The organism is Paracoccus versutus, from assembly GCF_000763885.1.
Lineage (GTDB): Bacteria > Pseudomonadota > Alphaproteobacteria > Rhodobacterales > Rhodobacteraceae > Paracoccus > Paracoccus versutus.
Genome location: NZ_JRKO01000014.1, coordinates 82,767 through 100,940, shown reverse-complemented (window position 1 = coordinate 100,940; position 18,174 = coordinate 82,767). Strand labels below are relative to the sequence as shown.

Sequence of the window (18,174 nt, the reverse complement as noted above, 5' to 3'; positions counted from 1 at the left end):
CCTCTTCCACAGCTATTCCACCTATCACCGCGGCGTGGAACTGCTGATGGGCGCGTTCAACTGGCTGGACCTGACCCCCAAGGGCCGCAACGAAAACGGCGCCATGAGCTGGCTCAGGCTGCATGACGAATACTGAGCCGGGCGCAGAGGATCAGCGCGGGCGATCACTTCCCGGCGCTCTGGACGATATCAGGGCATCTGTCCTGACGATGGGCTGGGGTGCCTGCTGGCCGGGCAATGAATGCCCCTCGATAACCGCGAGCAGGGGAAACAGGTCGCAAGCGGCCAGGGGACACGGCTTGCCGCCCCCGGCTGCCCGCCCTAAATTCCGACCATGATGTTCATGTCCACATTCTTCCCGCTGATCTGACCGGCCCTGCCGCCGGCGCTTTCGCGCCATCAGATCGACACGGCGCCCGCGATTGGGGCGCCAAGCGGAGAATGCGTGATGACCAATCCCGAACCCACCGGCCTGACCAAGCATCAGGTTCAAAGCTTCATCGAGGACGGCTTCGTCAGGATCGACGGCGCCTTCCCCACCGACCTCGCCCAGCAATGCCGGGACGAGTTGTGGGCGGCGACGGGCCTCTCGCCCGACCGGCCCGAGGGCTGGACGCGACCCGTCATCCGGATCGCATCGATGCCCACGCCCGCCTTCGTCCAGGCCGCCAACACCCCGCTGCTGCATCGGGCCTATGACCAGCTTGCCGGGCCGGCGCGCTGGCTTGCGCCGCAAGGGCTGGGCAGTTTCCCGATCCGCTTCCCCTCGCCCATCGCCCCCGGCGACGATGGCTGGCATGTGGACATGAGCTTCGGCGACAGCCCGGATTTCATGGAGTGGCGGGTCAATGTCAAAAGCAGTGGCCGCGCGTTGCTGATGCTGTTCCTGTTCTCGGATGTCGGGCCCGGCGATGCACCGACCCGGATCAGGCAGGGCTCGCATATGGCCATTGCGCGCGAGTTACTGCCCTATGGCACGGCAGGCGCGACGCTGCGGCAATTGTCGGCGAACGGCTATGCCTCGACCGAGACCTGCCCCGAGGCACTGGCGACGGGCGCGGCGGGCACGGTCTATCTGTGCCATCCGTTTCTGGTCCATGCGGCGCAACCGCACCGGGGGACAAGACCCCGCTTCATGGCGCAGCCTCCCTTGCTGCCAAGAGCCGAGTTCGACCTGGCCTTGCCGCCCTCGCCGGTCCAACTCGCCATCCGCAGGGCTTGCGGGCTGGCGTTCTGAAGCCGGCAAGGTCCGGGGCTCCGTCAGATGAGCGACGCCCAGGCATCGGTGACGACACCCTGCGTCTTCCCGGTCCTCTCCATGCCACGGCCGTCGTTCACCTTGCGACCATGAAAAGACGGTTGCCGTCGCGGATCAGTTCCAGCGCCACGATGGCACGGCGGCCGGCAAGCATGTCACGCAAATCCGCGACCGATGAAACCGGCGTCCGGTTGACGGCGACGATCATGTCGCCGCGGCGCAGACCGACCCATGCCGCAAGGCTGTCCGGCTCGACGCTGTCGACCGTGATCCCGGCACTGCCCGCCCGGCGCGCCTCCTCCGCCGAGGCGTTGCGCAACCGGGCGCCATCCAGCGGCGTGCCAGCGAAATCACCGGAGGAGGTGGCTTCGGCGGTGATGGTCAGGTCGACTTCCCGCTCGTCCCCCTCGCGCCTGACCGTCAGGCGGATGGTGCTGCCGACGGGCGTCAGGCCCAATCGGTTGCGCAGATGCGTGGCGCCCTGCACCGGGGCGCCGTCGACAGCGGCCACCATGTCCCCCGCCTTCAGCCCCGCCTTCTCGGCAGGCGAGCCGGGCTCGACATTCGCGATGACCGCGCCGTGGATGCCGCCCAGCTCCAGCGCCTCGGCCAGATCGGGCGTCAGGTCGTGCATGCCGATCCCCAGCCTGCCGCGCCGCACCTCGCCATGCTTGATCAGCTGCTGCATCACGGCGACGGCCATGTTGCTGGGCACCGCGAAACCGATACCGATATTGCCCCCCGCCGGGGTCAGGATGGCGGTGTTGATACCGACCAGCCTGCCGTCCAGCGTAACCAGCGCGCCGCCAGAATTACCCGGGTTGATCGAGGCGTCGGTCTGGATGAAATCCTCATAGCCCTCGCGGCTGATGCCGCTGCGTCCCAACGCGCCGACGATGCCCGAGGTCACCGTCTGGCCCAGGCCGAAGGGGTTGCCGATGGCGGCGACGAAATCGCCGACCTGAAGGCGGTCGGAATCGCCGATCTCCAGCGCGACCAGATCCTCGGCCTCGATTCGCAGCAGGGCGATTTCCGCGGCCTGGTCGGCGCCGACGAGTCCGGCCCGGAACTGGCGCCCGTCCTTCAGCGTGACGCTGATCGCGCTGGCCTCGGCGACGACGTGATGGTTGGTCAGCACATAGCCGTTTTCGGCATCGACGATCACGCCGGAGCCGGCGCTCATCTGCCGCCGCATCGGCGGGTCGGGAAGATCGAAGAAACGGCGGAAATAGGGATCGTTGTAAAGCGGGTTCGATACCGCCGGCGTTTCCGAGACGACCGCGATATTGACCACCGCCGGTGTGACGCGCGACAGCATCGGGGCAATGGTGGGAATGCCGCCCGCCGCCTCGGGCATGGGTTGCCCGACAGCCGCCGGGGACGGCGCGACCAGCGCCAGGATCGTGCACAGCGTGATGACGGCCGCGCGCAGTCGGGGGATTTTCATCGACATCGGCAATCTCCGTTTGATCGGTGGTGGATTTCCTTTCTCGCCCGAGACCAGACGGAGAACGTGAAAACGGCCCGGCGGGTTGCCGGGCCGTTCGGGACGTCACGCTGTCGAATAGGGCCGGTCGTCGCCCGACCACAGGCTGACGCCTGCCAGGATCGCGACGACCAGACCGGCGATCACATGCACCCACATCGCCGCCGCGAGGGTCGCGAAGCCCAGAACCCAGGGCGCGATCACCGCCCAGAGGCCAAGGGCGGCATTGGCCCATTCCTCGAGCCTGTGGAACGCGAAGAGCGCGGCCAAGGCGATCAGCGTCATCGCGGCCCCGATGAGCCAGGCGTTCCCCGCCGCGGCGGTCTCGGCCGCGAAGCCGAGATACCAGGGCGACAGCAGAAGACCGAGACCGGCAACGACATTGGCGATGTCGAATGCCGTCCGGCGATCGAGAGACAGGGATTTCAGCATCGTTCACTCCTCCTTGTCGGTTGCTTGGTGATCCCGTCAATGGACCTTCCCTTGCGGGGGAAGGCTGGATGCGACGGCGGGCCCGGGCGGCGGCAGGGCTGCTCGGCCTGCTTCGGGCGGGATCGCTGCGATCTCATCCCGCGTCAGCAGCCCCGCCGCGATCTCGTGCAGCGCCAGTTCTGCAGGGCTGGCGCCCGGCATGTCGAGCATCGCCCCGGCGCCCTGAAGCAACGCCCTGCTGCGGCCAGCGTCAGGGCGAACCTGTCCGGCAGCACCTTCTGGCAATCAAGCACGACGAGCGGGTCCATGGCCGCACCTCATGCCGCCTTCCGCGCGCCGGAAGCGGCCCGCCCCGCCGCCTTGCGCTCCAGCGCCAGCAGCGCCTGCCGGGCCTCGGCCAGATACGAGGGCCGGCCGTTCTCGGGCATGCCCTCGTTGGTCGCCTGGTCGATCAGGTATTCGGTCCAGGCCCGGTTCGTCAGGATCCGGCGCCTGACCCCCGCGGATTCCCCGAGCAGCCGTCGTCGAGACACACCTGCTGGCTTGACAGCATCAGGTCTCACCTTCATTGTATCAACATATCTTGAGATGTTGATTCGATGGAAGAGCAACGCGCCCTTGCCGGCTTTGCGGCGCTGTCGCAGGAAACCCGGCTGCGCATCGTCCGGCTGCTGGTCAAGGCCGGGCCTGAGGGCATGGCGGCCGGGGCCATCGGCGAGGCCCTGGGGGACGCGACCACTTCGCGGCTATCCTTCCACCTGACCCACCTCGAACATGCCGGGCTGATCCGGTCCCGGCGCGAGGGGCGTTTCATCATCTACAGCGTTGTCTTCCCGACACTGGCGGGGCTGATCGAATTCCTGATGCGCGATTGCTGCGACGGCCACCCGGACATCTGCGCGCCGGTCGCGGCCGCGCTGGATTGTGCCTGTGACCCCACCTTGACCCGAGAGACCTGAGCATGGATGTCGTCATTTACCACAACCCCGACTGCGGCACCTCGCGCAACGTGCTGGCGCTGATCCGCAATGCCGGGATCGAGCCGCATGTGGTGGAATACCTCAAGACGCCGCCCTCGCGCGCGATGCTGGAACTGCTGATCGCCCGCATGGGCATCGCACCTCGCGCGCTGCTGCGCCAGAAGGGCACGCCCTATGCGGAGTTGGGCTTGGACGACCCGGCACTGCCCGACGCGGCGCTGATCGAGGCGATGATGGTGCATCCGATCCTGATCAACCGGCCCATCGTGGTCAGCCCCAGGGGGGTGCGGCTCTGCCGGCCCTCGGAGCAGGTGCTGGACCTGCTGCCGCCGCAGCGCGCTGCCTTCAGCAAGGAAGATGGTGAGCAGGTCGTCGATGCCCAGGGCAACCGCATCCGCCCGGCCTGAAAGGAATAGGTGATGACCCCCGACAGCCCGGCCCGCCGGCTTTCCTTTCTCGACCGCTACCTGACCTTGTGGATCTTCGCGGCCATGGCGTTCGGCATCCTGCTGGGCACCGTGTTCACCGGCCTGCCGGATGCGCTGAACGCCATGGCGGTCGGCTCGACCAACATCCCCATCGCCATCGGGCTGATCCTGATGATGTATCCGCCGCTGGCCAAGGTGCGTTACGAGGACCTGCCCCAGGTCTTTGCCGACAGGCGCGTGCTGGTGCTGTCGCTGGTGCAGAACTGGCTGATCGGGCCGGTGCTGATGTTCGCCTTAGCGGTGATCTTCCTGCGCGACAGCCCCGAATACATGACCGGGCTGATCCTGATCGGCCTGGCGCGCTGCATCGCCATGGTGCTGGTCTGGAACCAGCTGGCGCGGGGCGACGGGCAATATGTCGCCGGGCTGGTGGCCTTCAACGCGATCTTCCAGATCCTGTTCTTCTCGACCTACGCCTGGCTGTTCCTGACCGTGCTGCCGCCGCTGTTCGGGCTGGAGGGCAGCGTGATCGAGGTGGGCTTCTGGACGGTGACGGAGGCGGTGCTGATCTATCTCGGCATTCCCTTCGCCGCCGGCTTCCTGACCCGGCGTGTGCTGATCCGGCGCAGGGGCGAGAAGTGGTATCAAAACGTCTTCCTGCCGAGGATCAGCCCGATCACGCTGGCCGCGCTGCTGTTCACCATCGTCGCGATGTTCAGCCTGAAAGGTGGCGATGTCGTGCGCCTACCGCTCGACACCGTCAGGATCGCCGTGCCGCTGGTGCTGTATTTCGCCATCCAGTTCCTGGTCAGCTTTGCCATGGGCCGGCTGATCGCCAGGGATTATCCGCGCAGCACCGCCATCGCCTTCACCGCCGCCGGCAATAACTTCGAGCTGGCCATTGCCGTCGCCATCGCCGCCTACGGCCTCGCCTCGCCCGTGGCCTTCGCCACCGTGATCGGCCCGCTGGTCGAGGTGCCGGTGCTGATCCTTCTGGTCAACGCCGCCCTGTGGCTGGGCCGCCGCTGGTTTCCCGAAGCAACCCCGCAAGAGGCCCGCGCATGATCCCCGACCTGCCGAACCTGTCGCCCGACTGCCTGCGCGCACCCGCGATCCCGGACATCCCCCGCGCGACGCATCCGCCGCGCATCCTGCTGCTCTACGGCTCGCTGCGCGAACGCTCCTGCAGCCGCTTCGCCACGCTGGAGGCCGAGCGCCTGCTGCGGCATTTCGGCTGCGAGACGCGGGTGTTCCACGCCAACGGCCTGCCGCTGCCCGAGGATGCCGAACCGTCGCATCCCAAGGTGCAGGAGCTGCGCGACGCCTGTCTGTGGTCCGAGGGCCAGGTCTGGACCAGCCCGGAACGCCACGGCGCCATGACCGGGGTGATGAAGGCGCAGATCGACTGGATTCCGCTGTCGATGGGGGCGATCCGGCCGACGCAGGGCCGGACGCTGGCGGTGATGCAGGTCTCGGGCGGCTCGCAGAGCTTCAACGCGGTGAACCAGATGCGCGTGCTCGGCCGCTGGATGCGGATGCTGACGATCCCGAACCAGTCCTCGGTCGCCAGGGCATGGCAGGAATTCGACGAGGCCGGGCGCATGCGGCCGTCGAGCTATTACGACCGCATCGTCGACGTGATGGAGGAACTGGTGAAGTTCACCCTGCTGACCCGCGACCTCTCGGCCTTCCTGACCGACCGCTACAGCGAGCGCAAGGAAGCGACCGCAAAGCTGGAAGAGCGGGTGAACCTGAAGGCCGCGACGTGAGGCTGAGGATGCGCGATATCGGCTGGGGGCTGATCGCGAGATGCAACCGGATCGTGCCGTGAAGAGCTGCTGATCAGGTCTGAACCGGGTATGGAAGGCTCAAGGCCCGACCTGCTGCATTAGCAGGCTGGTGAAAAAGTCCTTGCGACAGGACAGCGCGGGCGGGGAACCGGGAAATCCGCCTCAAATTTGCCGAAAACACCCCATTTTCGGGCCGATATCAGCTGGATCCAGAACGATTTCCGCTGCGCCGCCCTCTCAAAATCCTTTTTCAGCAGCCTGTTAAATAATCAATCTTGCTGCCGAGCAGTTGATGGGTAAGGAGGCGGGCGCCAAGACCGCCGCCGATTACGATGAGAAGCCCACTGAGCGGCAACAACTCTCATGACTCGGACTGGCAGTCCTTGGGCCTGCAGCTAGGGTTGTACATCCCCCGCCTACATCCCGAATACTGTTTCCCTCGTCCCTCGAACCGCCGTCTCGTCCATCCGATATGGCGGATGTATCTTTTGTCGTCCATGCGGTTTCGTGCAATCATCATTACCTACGACAGTTTGTCGGGTTTGGACAAATCAGCTGCTAATCGAGATCGACTCCACGCAGATCGTGCCAGCATTGGTTTATGGAAACCAATCCCTTCACCCGGGCCGAAAGCGCGACCATGCCCCGCCGCGTGTTCAGAAGCGGCAAAACCGGCAGTTCTTCCATAACCCGCCGGCCGGCTTCCCGATAAAGCCGCAGGCGTTCGGCCCCCGCGAGCGTTCCTGCTGCGCGATCAAGCAATTCATCGAGAAGCGGATCGGACGCATAACCCGCATTGAATCCGACAGGCGAGGCGTTGCGGCTGTGCAATACCTGCCGCAGCCAAAGATCGCTGGACATCGCCCAGCTCATCTCGCTGAAAGAGATGCCGGATGCCGCGCCCTGCCGCCACTCGTTGCAATAGCCGACCCAGTCGGGACGAAGCGTAACCTTCAGCCGGATGCCGACCGCGGCGAGGTTCTGTTCCATCTGCCGGTAGATCGCGCCGGGATCGAGCTGGGCCGAGCCTGCGCGCGCGCCCAGGGCATGAAGCGTCAGCCCTTCTGCCGCGCCCGCCTCGGCAAGCAGAGCGCGGGCACGATCCGGATCGTAGGGATACAGATCCCCGGCCTGCGGATCATGGGACGGCGAGCCGGGAGGCAGCATGCCGAATGCCGGAACCGCGGCCCCCGGAAACAGTTTTTCGCACAAGGCTTCACGGTCAATCGCATGGGCAATCGCGCGGCGGACCCTGATGTCGGCCATCTGCGGATCGCGCAGATTGAAGACCAGATACCAGATGTATGGCGGATGGTATTCCGGAATGGTGAAGCCCTGCGCAGCCAGTTCTTCGAGATCGGCGCCCTCGAGGCTATAGGCCATATCCACCCGCCCCTCGGCCAGAGCCCGCAGCCGGTCGCCCAGATCGGGAAAGGGCAGAAAGCGTATCCCCGAGAGCCGTGGCCGACCGCCCCAGTAATCGTCGTTCCGCACCAGCTCGACCCCCGAACCATGGGGCGTGTCAAAGCGCCGATGAAAGCGGAACGCACCGGTTCCGGGCGCGCGGTCGGCGCATCCATCAGGACCGAAACGCTTCAGCGCCAGCGGGCTGACCAGCGACTGCGCGCCAGGCGCATCCTCTTGCGTCATGTAGCGCAGGAATTCCGGCGACGGCTCTCTGAGCGTGATTTCGACCGTCAGGGAATCGACTGCCCGGACCTTCGCGATCAGCTCTGCCGCCGCGCGGTTCAGATCGGCCGCTTCATGCGAAAACATGGGCGATTCCGGATCGCAGAACCGGGCGTAGTTCAGAACCACGGCTTCGGCATCGAGCAGCGCGCCATCGTGAAAGCGGATGCCGGGGCGCAGACGGAACAGGAACCGGCGGGCGTCGTCCGAGACGTCGCAGCTTTGGGCCAGGCGCGGGACGATTGCGGTCGGCTGGCCCGGACTTGCCGGAGCAGCGTCGAAATCGTCCTCCATCAGGCTTTCATGGGTCTGCTGGACCACGCGACCGGTATTCCAGCCGCCAAAGGACCGGGGCGGGTCGATCCCGTCCACCTCCCAGTCCAGCGCCACGCGCAGAACATCTCTCTCATCCATTCCCATCACTCCGTGCCGGCCCTTGCTTCGTTGCGGTATTCATGTGGCGAACAAGCGACCGTGGTCCCGCGCATGGCGCATGGCGGCCGTCTCGATCACGGCAGCCGCGCTGCATTCCATCTCGTCCAGCGCGGTCGCCAGGGCGATCCGGCTGGCCGCCAGGATCTCGGGCGCGAAACCGGCGAGCACCGCCTGCGACGCCGCCGCAGGCACGATGTCCAGGCGCACCGCCGCCGACAGGATCATCGTGGCGATGCCACGCAGTTCCATCAGAGCCGCAGCCGGGCGGGAAACGCCGCAGGCCGCCGAGGTTGCCGCCGAGATCACCGCCAGATGGCCGGGACTGCGGCCCGTGGCGATGGCACCCGCATAATCCGCCAGCACCGCGTCGCGCGACAACGAGGGTGCGAGCACCGCCAGCCTGCGACCGCATCGGCGAGAGGCCGCCTGTGCTGCATCGGTCAGCTTCAGGCAATCGAGCCGGGCGTCGATGGCCAACAACCGGGCCTCGTCCCCGGATGTCAGGGCCTGATGCGCAAGGGATGCCGCCGCCCCGTCGCAGCGGGCGCCCCCCTGCATCAGTGCCGAGACAACGATCTGCCGGAGGCGTCTTTCGTCGGGCACCCGGCCGTCGCGCAGCAGGCGCTCCAGTCCCAGGGCATGGGCGTACCGCCCGATGGGCAGGGCGGTGTCCGACAGCTGCATCAGGGCCAGCAGCGCCGGGCCATCCGCCAGCGCGCCAGACGTCGTGTCATGGGTCATTCTGCGTGATGGTGGTGGTGATGATGACGCGGACGGTCCGCCGGATGATCGTGCCCGGCCCCCGCGCAGACAGGCGGGGCATCCGCCGCAAAGGGTATGCGCGCGAAACGGATATGCGCGGGGTCGATATTGTGCGCCAGCAGCGGGCGTGCGGTCAGTTCGGGGGTCTCGGTCACGGGAACGATGACTTCGCGGCCCCGCAACTCACAGGGGGCGTGGCGATTTCCAAGGGCATGCCCGACCCGGAACGCCGCCAGAATATCGGTTTCGGACAGGGTGACGATCATCACCTCTTCCGGCAGGCGGGCCACGGTCAGGATACGGGTTCCGTCATCGTCCAGAACCGCGCCATCCGACAGCCAGCCTGGCTTTTGCAGGTCGATGCCGACATCGGCGCCCGCTTCGCTGGTCCTGCGAAGCCGGCGCCGGCCCGCATCGGCGGCGGCGATCCATATCCTGTCCCGCCGCCGGTGGCGAAAACGCGTTTCATCGGCATGACCCAGGATTTCACCAACGATCAGCATGATCTTTCCTTCATTTTCTAAGGACAGGCGCCGGACGGTTCCTCATCCGGCGCCTTGCCGCATCCCAGGCCCGGTGGCTGGCCGCGCGCAATGCTGGAGCATCCGCGGCAAGAAAGCGCGCGACGACGCCGTAACCCGATGCCAGCGGGGCCGCGCCGCCGAAGGCCCCCTGCGTGCCGTCAAGCGAAGCAGCGATGTCGGCGGCCAGAGCCACGGAATCCACCTGCGCACTCAGGGCAAAAAGCGTTCCGACATAGCCCTCTTCGCCCAAGGCGCCTGCCAGGGCGGGATCGGCCTCTGCGGGGCAGAAGCGCGCACCGTCGATCAGGATGTCGCGGCCCTCGCACGTCACGACCAGCCGCAGCAGGACAAGGGCATAGTCGTGCCGCTCGCCCCGCGCCACACGGCCCGGCGCCATGCTGTCCAGAAGGATCGCACTCGCATCCCTTTCCATCGCCAACCGGGTAATCTGGTGATGGCAGGCCCCTGCATGGGGGATGACCATGTCCGGCACGGATTCCAGAAAACCGTTCCGCGCCACGGAAATACGGGTCGTCTGCACCGAGAGGACGTCTCCCTGCAACCGCGTCGCGGCGGGTGTCGAGAGGCAGAGTTCCGCCCCCTCATCCAGCCGGATATCGACCGACAGCCTGTCGCCGCCGAAGACCGATCCCGCAGCATTCTGGACATAGATCAGCGCCGTGTCCTCTTCAGCAAGGGGCAGGACCGCCGTCGTCGTCAGGGGATAGCATTGCCGCCGGCGGGCAAGCCGGGTCCGGCCCCCGCCATCCCGGACCAGATGCAGCGACAGATGCCCCTCGTTCATTCGGCGATCCTGTGGAACAGCGCGGATCGGGCGATCTCGTCGAAAACCGGGCGCACGCCCCGATCCCGGCGCAGATCGGTGAACAGCGAGGGGCGACCCGGCCGCGCGGCGGCAACGTCCTGCCGGATCCGGTCCAGATCGGCATCGACATGCGGGGCCAGGTCGATCTTGTTCACGATCAGCAGGTCGGCACGCAGGACACCCAGGCCCCGCTTGCGCGGAATGTCGTCGCCAGCCGAGACGTCGATGACGAACGCCCACCAATCCACCAACTCGCTGGAAAAGGTCGCGGCCAGGTTGTCTCCACCGCTTTCGATCAGGATCAGGTCGGGGGAAAAGCGGCTTTCCAGATATTCCGCCGCCTCGATGTTCACCGAAGGATCCTCGCGGATCGCCGTGTGCGGGCATGCCCCGCTTTCGACGCCCAGCACCCGGTCGGGGTCGATCAGGCCGGAACGGCGGACCCGTTCGGCATCCTCGGCAGTCACCAGATCGTTCGTGATCACGGCGACCGATACGCCCTCGTCCTGGCAGATCGGCAGCAAGCGTTCGACCAACCGGGTCTTGCCGCATCCGACCGGGCCGCCGATTCCGATCCTCACCGCCGCCATGTCATCCTCCGTCTCATTTCAGCATGTATCCTTGGCCCAGCGAAACACGTTCTGCCGGGGGGCTGTCCGCCACCTCGCCGTTGATGCGGACCTGGAAGCTGTCGGGATCGACGGCGATGTCGGGCAGCGCGTCGTTCAGCACCATGTCGCGCTTGCGCAGCGCCCGCGTGTCCGAGACGGCTGAAAGCCTTGCGCGCAGGTCCAGCCGCTCGGCAAGGCCGTTCCCGACCGCCGCCGGCGCAACGAAACGCAGGCCAAGGCTTTGCGGAGCGCGCCCGAAACAGCCCCACATCGGGCGATAGCGGACCGGCTCGCATGCCATCAAGGAGGCGTTGGCCTCGCCCAGCGGCGCCCAAACCGGGAAGCCCGCCTTCAAGACCAGCTCCGGCTTGACCCCGAAGCTGTCCGGGCGCCAGAAAACCAGGTCGGCCAGCATGCCGACCGCGATCGAGCCGACCTCGTGGCCGATGCCGAACATCAGCGCCGGATTGACCGTGTATTTCGCCACATAGCGGCGGATACGGAAGTTGTCGGCGCCGGTGCCGCGATCCTCGTCCAGGCTGCCGCGCAGGTCGCGCATATGTTCCGCCAGTTGCCAGGTGCGCGCGATGGTCTCGCCGATCCGGCCCATGCCCTGGCTGTCCGAGCCGATGGCGCTGATCGCGCCCAGATCGTGCAGGACGTCCTCGGCCCCTATCGTCTCGCGCCGGATGCGGCTTTCGGCGAAGGCCACATCCTCGGGCAGGCGGGGATTGAGGTGATGGCTGGTCATTGCCATGTCGAAGTGTTCGTCGAACGTATTGATCGTGAACGGGTTCGTCGGGTTGGTCGAGGAAGGCAGGACATTGTCGCGCCCGCAGATGCGGATGATGTCGGGCGCATGACCGCCGCCCGCACCCTCGACATGATAGGCGTGGATGCCGCGGTCGCCGATGGCGCGGATCGTGTGTTCCACGAAACCCGATTCGTTCAACGTGTCGCTGTGCAGCTGGATCTGGCCGCCCCCGATCCCGGCCGCCTTCAGCGCCGCGTCGATCACCGCCGGACTTGCACCCCAGTCCTCATGAATCTTCAGCCCCGCCGCCCCGGCGGCAAGCTGTTCCAGCAGCGGTTCGACCCGATGCGAGGCGGCCTTGGCGATGAAGCCGAAATTCATCGGGAACGCCTCGGCCGCCTGCAGCATCAGCCCAAGGTTGGTGGTCCCGGTCGAGGCGATGGGCACCGTCGTCGGGCCCAACCCACCGCCCATCATTGTGGTGACGCCCGCGCAAAGCGCCTCGTCCACCTGGCCGGGGTCGATGAAATGCACATGGCAGTCGATGCCGCCCGCGGTGACGATCAACCCCTCGGCCGCGCGAACGTCCGTGTTCACGCCCACGGTCAGGCCCGGCGTCACGCCGCCCATGATGTTGGGATCGCCGGCCTTGCCGATCCCGATGATGCGACCCTTGCGGATGCCGATATCCGCCTTGAAGATCCCGGTCACGGCGTCGATGATCAGGGCATTCGTCACGATCAGGTCGGGCATGCCCTCAGCAGCGGTCAACGCCCCGTCGCAGCCGGTTCCGGCGCGCAGGGTCTTGCCGGCGCCGAACACCAGCTCATCGCCACCCACGCACAGATCCCGTTCGACCTTCGCCCACAGGCCCGTGTCGCCCAGCCGCACGCAATCGCCGGTCGTCGGTCCGTAGAGTTGCAGGTAGCGGCTTCTTTCGATGCTGCAAGCCACGCTCAGCCCTCCAGAAACGTGGCGAGACGCGCCATGGCGGCGCTGCGGATGCCGGGATCGTCCAGCGGACCATCGACCAACCCCGCAAGCCCATGCACGATGCGCGCGCCGCCGATGGCCACCAGATCCACGTCGCGGCTGTCGCCGGGCTCGAAGCGCAGCGTCGTCGCCGAGGGGATGTCCAGCCGAAAGCCATAGGCCGCCTGCCGGTCGAAATGCAGCGCGGGATTGACTTCGAAAAAGTGATAATGCGACCCGATCTGGATCGGCCGGTCGGCGGTGCTGACCACGCGCAGCCGCAGGATGGCGCGGCCGCTATTGACCTCTACCGGCTCGGTCCCCGTTCGCCAGCGCGGCGGCAGGGCATCCGAGGACCGCTTGCCCGGCGCGATGGGGTCATGCACGCAGACAAGCTTCTGGCCGTCGGGAAACAGGGCCTCGACCATGACGACCGGGACCATCTCGGCCACGCCGGGCATCACGTCGTCCTCGGTCAGGGCCGAGGAGCCGAGCGCAACCATATCCGCGACCGTGCCCCCCGCACGCGCGCCTTCGCAGATCGTATCCGCGATCAGGGCGCGCGCCTCGGGTTCGGTCAGGGACAGGCCGTTTGCTCGGCGCAGGCGGGCAAGCTGGGCCGCCTGGAACAAAAGCAGCCGGTCGGTCTCGCGCGGGGTCAGGCGCATGGCGTCACACCGCAAGATGGGCGGCAAGCCCGTCACTGGCGGCAAGCTCCTGCCGCGTGCCCTCCTCGACGATCTCGCCCAGCTTCATCATCGCCACCCGATCGGCAACCGACAGCGCGAAATCCAGATGCTGCTCGACCAGCAGGACGGCGATGCCCAGCTCGTCGCGGGCGCGAAGCAGCGCCTGGGCGATGCGGTCGACCATCGTGGGCTGCAAACCCTCGCTGATCTCATCGACCAGCATGATTTTCGGCCGGGCAATCAGCGCCCGCGACATCAGCAGCATCTTCTGTTCGCCGCCCGACAGGGTGCCCGCACGCTGGCCCAGCCGTTCGATCATCCGCGGAAAGACCGCCTCGACCTCGGGCAGGCATTGCCGGAACAGCCGATCCGTCGCCACCCCTAGGCGCAGGTTGTCCCCGACCGTCAGATCCTGGAACAGCGTATGTTCCTGCGGTGCGTGCGCCATCCCGGCACGGGCCATGAAGTTCGGTGCGGCACCGGTCACGTCCCTGCCGTCAAGGGTGATGCGGCCGCTGATGGGACGCACGAAACCCATGATGGTTTTCAGCAGCGTCGATTTGCCCATGCCGTTCTTGCCGAGGATCGCCACGATCCGGGCCCTGTCCACCTGCAAGGAAACATCGTGCAACACCGCTGCGGAATCGTAGCCGCTGGTCAGCGCATCGACAGTCAGAAGGGGCGTGCTCATTGCGCGGCCTCCACATGATGCCCGGCATAGACGGACCTGACCAGCTCCGAGGAAACGACCTCGTCCACGGTGCCCTCCATCAGGATCGAGCCCTGATGCAGCACGACCACGCGGTCGCTGATCTCGCGCACGAAATCCAGGTCATGTTCGATCAGGACGATGCACAGGCCGTAGTCGCGCGTCAGGCGGCCCAGCACCTTGCCGATCACCATGCGCTCGGGCCTGGTCAGCCCGGCGGTCGGCTCGTCCAGCAAAAGCACCGACGGCTCGGTCGCCAGCACCATCGCAAGCTCCAGCCCGCGCTTCATGCCGTGGGACAGGTTGCCCGTCTCATCCGCCAACCGCTGATCCAGCCCGGTGGCGCGCAGGATGTCCAGCGCGGGTTCCGGCAGGGCGATGCCGACGCTGCTGCGAAACAGCCGGGCGCCGTCGATCCGGTAGCGGGCAAGCAGCAGGCAATCGGCGACGGTCAGCGTATCGAAAAGATTGGTGTTCTGAAAGCTGCGGCCGACGCCCAACGCCACGATGTCCTGCGGCGCGCCGCGTCCGATCTCGGCACCGTTGATCTCGACCTTTCCGCCGCTACGTTCGCTGCCGTCGCTGATGCAGCGCATCAGCGTCGTCTTGCCCGCCCCGTTCGGCCCGATGATGCCCAGCAGGTGACTGGCCCGTCCGGTCATGGTCACGTCAGTCAGCACGCTGAGGCTGCCATAGCGGCGCGACAGATGCTCGATCCTCAGCGGAGGTTTCTGGTCGTCCGCCCCCTGCCCCAGGCGGCTGCGCGTGTCGGGGACAAGGACACGGGCCGGCGCGCCGGCCGTGCGGACCGGCAGGATCCGGCGAAACAGGCCGCCGACAAGAGGCGCGAAGCCACGCGGCAAAAGGACGATGACCGCCACGAAGACGACGCCGATCAGCAGCTTCCACAGAAAGGGCATCGTTCCCGACAGCCACGAAGACATGGTGTCGATGCCAAGCGCCGCGAATATCGGACCCAGCAGCGTTCCGCGCCCGCCCAGTGCCGTCCAGATCAGGAATTCGGTACCAAGCTGGAAACTTGCCAGTTCGGGCGCAACGACGTTCGAGAACGCGGCATAGCCGAAGCCCGCAGCCGAGGCGATCACCGCCGAAGCGATCATCAGCATGATCTTTATGCGCGACACCGGGATACCAAGATAGGCACAGCGTTCCTCGTTCTCGCGGATGGCGACCATCACGCGTCCAAAGTCGCTGCGGACCAGCAGCCAGGCGGCGGTGGTCGTCAGCACAAGGAATGTCCCCGCGGTCCAGAACCAGATCCTCAGATCCCAATAATAGGTGGGAAAGCCCGACAATCCGCTGGAAGAGCCGGTAAAGTTGCCGCCCGAAAAGATCACCTGCGTCAGGACGATCGGCAAGGCCAGCGTGATGATCGAGGCGTAAAGCGGCAACGAACCGTGAAAGAAGGCCAGCCAGCCGGTCGCGGCGGCGACGACCGCCCCAACGCCGATCCCCAGGGCAAGTCCGGCCAGCGCCCAGCCCGGACCGAAGCCGTAATGGGTAAAGATCAATCCGCAGGCATAGGCCCCGATGCCGAAGAAGGCGGACTGGCCGAAGGTCAGGATTCCGACCGAACCCCAGAGGATGTCCACAGTCATGACGACCGTGGCCAGAAACAGCGTTCGGATGAGGATATTGGTCAGGTAGGTGTCCAGCAGCCAGGGCGCGACGGCCACGACCAGCAGGCCGATGATGCAGCCGGTCGCCGCCACGCGGAACCGGGTTGTGATGGCGGCGGAAATGTCATGCACGGCTGAATCCTTTGGGGCTGATGCGCAGAACCAGCGCGGCTGCGACCACGATGGTCATGCCGCCCAGAATCGGGTTCGCATAAGTGCTGACGACGACCTGCGCCCCGCCCAGGATCAGCGAGGCGACGAGGAGACTGGGAAAGGATACGCCCGCGACCATCACCAGCATGAAGCTGTTGACCAGCCAGGGCAGCCCCATGTTCGGATCGACCGATATCAGCGGCGTGATCAGCGCGCCGGCGGCGCAGGCAAGGGCTGCGCCCAGCCCAAAGGTCAGCGCACGCACGCGGGTGCTGTCGATGCCAAGCCCGCGCGCCAGTCTTTCGTTCATGATGACCGCGCGGGCGTTCAGGCCGAAGCGGGTCAACTTCAGCAGCGCGCTCAATGCCACGACCAGAAGCACGGCGATGACCGCGACCGCAAGGCGATAAGCCGAATAGTCCACGCCGAACAGTTCCGTCGTGCCGCTGATCGGGTTCGGTGCAAACTGCACGCCGCGGCCGAAGCCCAGCGTGATCAGTTGCCCAATCACGATGCCAAGTCCCCAGGTGGCAAGGATCGCGTCCAGAGGACGATCATAGAGCGGGCGCACGATCACGCGCTCGATCACCAGCCCGCCGAGAAAGCCGACGCCAGCGGCCAGGGGGATCGAAAGCCACGGCGAAAGACCGGCAGCACCGTTGAGATAGGCCATGTATCCGCCAACGGTCAGAAAGGCGCCATGGGCGAAGTTGATCAGCTTCATCACCCCGAGGATGATCAGCAGGCCAGCCGATACCGCAAACAGGATCGCGGCGGTCGTCAGTATGTCGAGGACGAGAATAGCCATCTTGCGCTCTTGTCGGAAAGGGATGCGGGGCACGCCCCGCATCATTCAGGGGTCAACCGGCGAGCTGCGGGCACTGCTCGCCCGGATCCACGTCGGGGAAGGACTTGATCACCTCGACCGATCCGTCGGCCGCGACACGACCCAGATACATGGTCAGCGGCGAGTGGCGCTGCTTGTTCATGGTGATCGAGCCGCGCGGGCCGTCCACGGTCACTTCGCCCAACGCTTCGACCACCTTTTCGGCATCGGTCGAGCCGGCTTTCTCGACCGCGGCGGCATAGGCGAGGATGCCTTCGTATTGCGGGACGGACAATTCGCTCGGGGTTTCGGCCTTGGCTCCGAACTTGGCGTTCAGTGCCTCCAGGAACGCGTTGTTCGCGGCGGAATCGATGCCGGTGATGTAGGAGGCAGCGATATAGATGCCCTCGGCATCCGTCCCCATCGTGGCGGCGGTCCCTTCGTCGATGGCGTAGTTGCCATAGGGAATGTCCACGCCGGTGGCGCGAAGCTGCTTGGTCAGGGTGACATTGGGCGCACCGCCCGCGGTCGAGGTGATCAGCGCATCGGGGCTGGCGGACCGCATCTGCGAGATGATGGCCGTCCAGTCCGAGCCGTCCATCGGCAGATATTCCTCTCCGACGACCGTGCCGCCCTTGGATTCGACATATTCGCGGGTGAATTCCAGCATCCCCCGGCCAAAGGCGTAGTCGCTGCCGATCAGGAAGAACTTTTTGGCGCCCATCTCGTCCATGAACTGATCGACGATGGGGGCGACCTGCTGTTCGGGAACCCACGCGTTGATATGCATCCAGGGCGAGCAGGACCGGCCCTCGTAGAACGAGGTATAGATGAGAGGGACCTTGCCGCGGTTCACGATGGGCAGGCCGGCATTGCGCGCGGCGCTGGTCTCCATTGCGACAATGGCATCGACCTTCTGCTGGAAGACCAGGCTGTCATAGGCGCGTTGCGCGCCCTGCGCACCCGAGCCGTCATCCGCGATCACCAGTTCCAGCCGACGTCCAAGCACGCCGCCCTTCGCGTTGATCTGGTCCACGGCCAGTTCCGACGCCTGCACCACCGATGGCGCGACAACGCTGTTCGCGCCGCTGAGCCCGACCGGAATACCGATCCTGATGGTTTCCTCGGCCTGTGCGGAAACGGCACAGGCAAGGCCCATCCCGAGTCCAAGAAGAAGTTCACGGATTTTCATGTCGTTTTCCCCTGTTGC

21 protein-coding genes are annotated in these 18,174 nt (G+C 66.2%); 6 read left to right on the top strand and 15 right to left on the bottom strand.

Annotation, left to right across the window (positions count from 1 at the left end):
- The coding region (locus IT40_RS08225) for a DUF899 family protein (protein WP_036752957.1) at positions 1-136 on the top strand (136 nt) is incomplete at its 5' end.
- Positions 137-448: 312 nt separating this feature from the next.
- Positions 449-1,237 carry a phytanoyl-CoA dioxygenase family protein gene (locus IT40_RS08220; protein WP_036752955.1) on the top strand — a complete coding sequence of 263 codons (789 nt, stop codon included), beginning with the start codon at positions 449-451 and terminating at the stop codon, positions 1,235-1,237.
- Positions 1,238-1,334: 97 nt separating this feature from the next.
- Here the strand turns inward: IT40_RS08220 and IT40_RS08215 are convergent, their stop codons facing one another.
- The 4 genes from IT40_RS08215 to IT40_RS08200 all read right to left on the bottom strand — a co-directional run bounded on the left by IT40_RS08215 (position 1,335) and on the right by IT40_RS08200 (position 3,709).
- On the bottom strand, positions 1,335-2,711 hold the full coding sequence (locus IT40_RS08215; protein WP_036752951.1) for a DegQ family serine endoprotease: 1,377 nt from the start codon (positions 2,709-2,711) through the stop codon (positions 1,335-1,337).
- Between the two features lie 99 nt (positions 2,712-2,810).
- Positions 2,811-3,176, bottom strand: coding sequence for an SPW repeat protein (locus IT40_RS08210; protein WP_036752950.1), 366 nt, complete (start codon positions 3,174-3,176; stop codon positions 2,811-2,813).
- Positions 3,177-3,212: 36 nt separating this feature from the next.
- On the bottom strand, positions 3,213-3,386 hold the full coding sequence (locus IT40_RS28485) for a hypothetical protein (RefSeq protein ID WP_157034068.1): 174 nt from the start codon (positions 3,384-3,386) through the stop codon (positions 3,213-3,215).
- 107 nt (positions 3,387-3,493) lie between these two features.
- Positions 3,494-3,709: a hypothetical protein gene (locus IT40_RS08200; RefSeq protein WP_208021324.1), complete on the bottom strand. Its 216-nt coding sequence runs from the start codon at positions 3,707-3,709 to the stop codon at positions 3,494-3,496.
- Positions 3,710-3,775: 66 nt separating this feature from the next.
- On the opposite strand from IT40_RS08200, the gene IT40_RS08195 reads away from it, so the two are divergent.
- Genes IT40_RS08195 through arsH form a run of 4 tightly spaced genes read left to right on the top strand, consistent with a single transcriptional unit; the run spans position 3,776 to position 6,353 of the window.
- A complete protein-coding gene (locus tag IT40_RS08195) occupies positions 3,776-4,135 on the top strand; it encodes an ArsR/SmtB family transcription factor (protein ID WP_036752948.1) in 360 nt (119 codons plus the stop codon).
- Positions 4,136-4,137: 2 nt separating this feature from the next.
- A complete protein-coding gene (gene arsC, locus IT40_RS08190) occupies positions 4,138-4,563 on the top strand; it encodes an arsenate reductase (glutaredoxin) (RefSeq protein ID WP_036752946.1) in 426 nt (141 codons plus the stop codon).
- Positions 4,564-4,575: 12 nt separating this feature from the next.
- Positions 4,576-5,649, top strand: a complete 1,074-nt coding sequence (arsB, locus tag IT40_RS08185; protein ID WP_036752944.1) for an ACR3 family arsenite efflux transporter — start codon at positions 4,576-4,578, stop codon at positions 5,647-5,649.
- Positions 5,646-6,353, top strand: coding sequence for an arsenical resistance protein ArsH (gene arsH / locus IT40_RS08180; protein ID WP_036752942.1), 708 nt, complete (start codon positions 5,646-5,648; stop codon positions 6,351-6,353). The genes arsB and arsH overlap by 4 nt, the downstream gene beginning before the upstream one ends.
- 579 nt (positions 6,354-6,932) lie before the next feature.
- Here the strand turns inward: arsH and IT40_RS08175 are convergent.
- From IT40_RS08175 to IT40_RS08125, 11 genes are read right to left on the bottom strand one after another with little or no spacing between them, the layout of a single operon-like run.
- Positions 6,933-8,477, bottom strand: a complete 1,545-nt coding sequence (locus IT40_RS08175) for an ABC transporter substrate-binding protein (protein ID WP_036752938.1) — start codon at positions 8,475-8,477, stop codon at positions 6,933-6,935.
- A 39-nt stretch (positions 8,478-8,516) separates the two neighbouring features.
- A complete protein-coding gene (locus IT40_RS08170) occupies positions 8,517-9,239 on the bottom strand; it encodes an urease accessory protein UreF (RefSeq protein WP_052095813.1) in 723 nt (240 codons plus the stop codon).
- Complete coding sequence (locus IT40_RS26700; protein WP_052095812.1) at positions 9,236-9,763, bottom strand: urease accessory protein UreE; 528 nt, start codon at positions 9,761-9,763, stop codon at positions 9,236-9,238. Before IT40_RS26700 ends, IT40_RS08170 begins: the two co-directional genes overlap by 4 nt.
- A 10-nt stretch (positions 9,764-9,773) precedes the next feature.
- On the bottom strand, positions 9,774-10,589 hold the full coding sequence (locus tag IT40_RS08160; protein WP_036752936.1) for an urease accessory protein UreD: 816 nt from the start codon (positions 10,587-10,589) through the stop codon (positions 9,774-9,776).
- On the bottom strand, positions 10,586-11,200 hold the full coding sequence (gene ureG / locus IT40_RS08155; RefSeq protein ID WP_036752934.1) for an urease accessory protein UreG: 615 nt from the start codon (positions 11,198-11,200) through the stop codon (positions 10,586-10,588). The genes IT40_RS08160 and ureG overlap by 4 nt, the downstream gene beginning before the upstream one ends.
- A gap of 13 nt (positions 11,201-11,213) precedes the next feature.
- Positions 11,214-12,929: an urease subunit alpha gene (gene ureC, locus IT40_RS08150; RefSeq protein ID WP_036752933.1), complete on the bottom strand. Its 1,716-nt coding sequence runs from the start codon at positions 12,927-12,929 to the stop codon at positions 11,214-11,216.
- A 2-nt stretch (positions 12,930-12,931) separates the two neighbouring features.
- Positions 12,932-13,615 (bottom strand): urease subunit beta, encoded by a 684-nt coding sequence (locus IT40_RS08145; RefSeq protein ID WP_036752931.1) that lies wholly within the window; start codon positions 13,613-13,615, stop codon positions 12,932-12,934.
- A 4-nt stretch (positions 13,616-13,619) separates the two neighbouring features.
- Positions 13,620-14,327: an ABC transporter ATP-binding protein gene (locus IT40_RS08140; protein ID WP_036752928.1), complete on the bottom strand. Its 708-nt coding sequence runs from the start codon at positions 14,325-14,327 to the stop codon at positions 13,620-13,622.
- A complete protein-coding gene (locus IT40_RS08135) occupies positions 14,324-16,117 on the bottom strand; it encodes a branched-chain amino acid ABC transporter ATP-binding protein/permease (RefSeq protein ID WP_208021325.1) in 1,794 nt (597 codons plus the stop codon). The genes IT40_RS08140 and IT40_RS08135 overlap by 4 nt, the downstream gene beginning before the upstream one ends.
- Complete coding sequence (locus tag IT40_RS08130; protein WP_036752926.1) at positions 16,110-16,946, bottom strand: branched-chain amino acid ABC transporter permease; 837 nt, start codon at positions 16,944-16,946, stop codon at positions 16,110-16,112. The genes IT40_RS08135 and IT40_RS08130 overlap by 8 nt, the downstream gene beginning before the upstream one ends.
- Before the next feature lie 52 nt (positions 16,947-16,998).
- On the bottom strand, positions 16,999-18,156 hold the full coding sequence (locus IT40_RS08125; protein ID WP_036752923.1) for a substrate-binding protein: 1,158 nt from the start codon (positions 18,154-18,156) through the stop codon (positions 16,999-17,001).
- Positions 18,157-18,174: the final 18 nt, after the last annotated feature.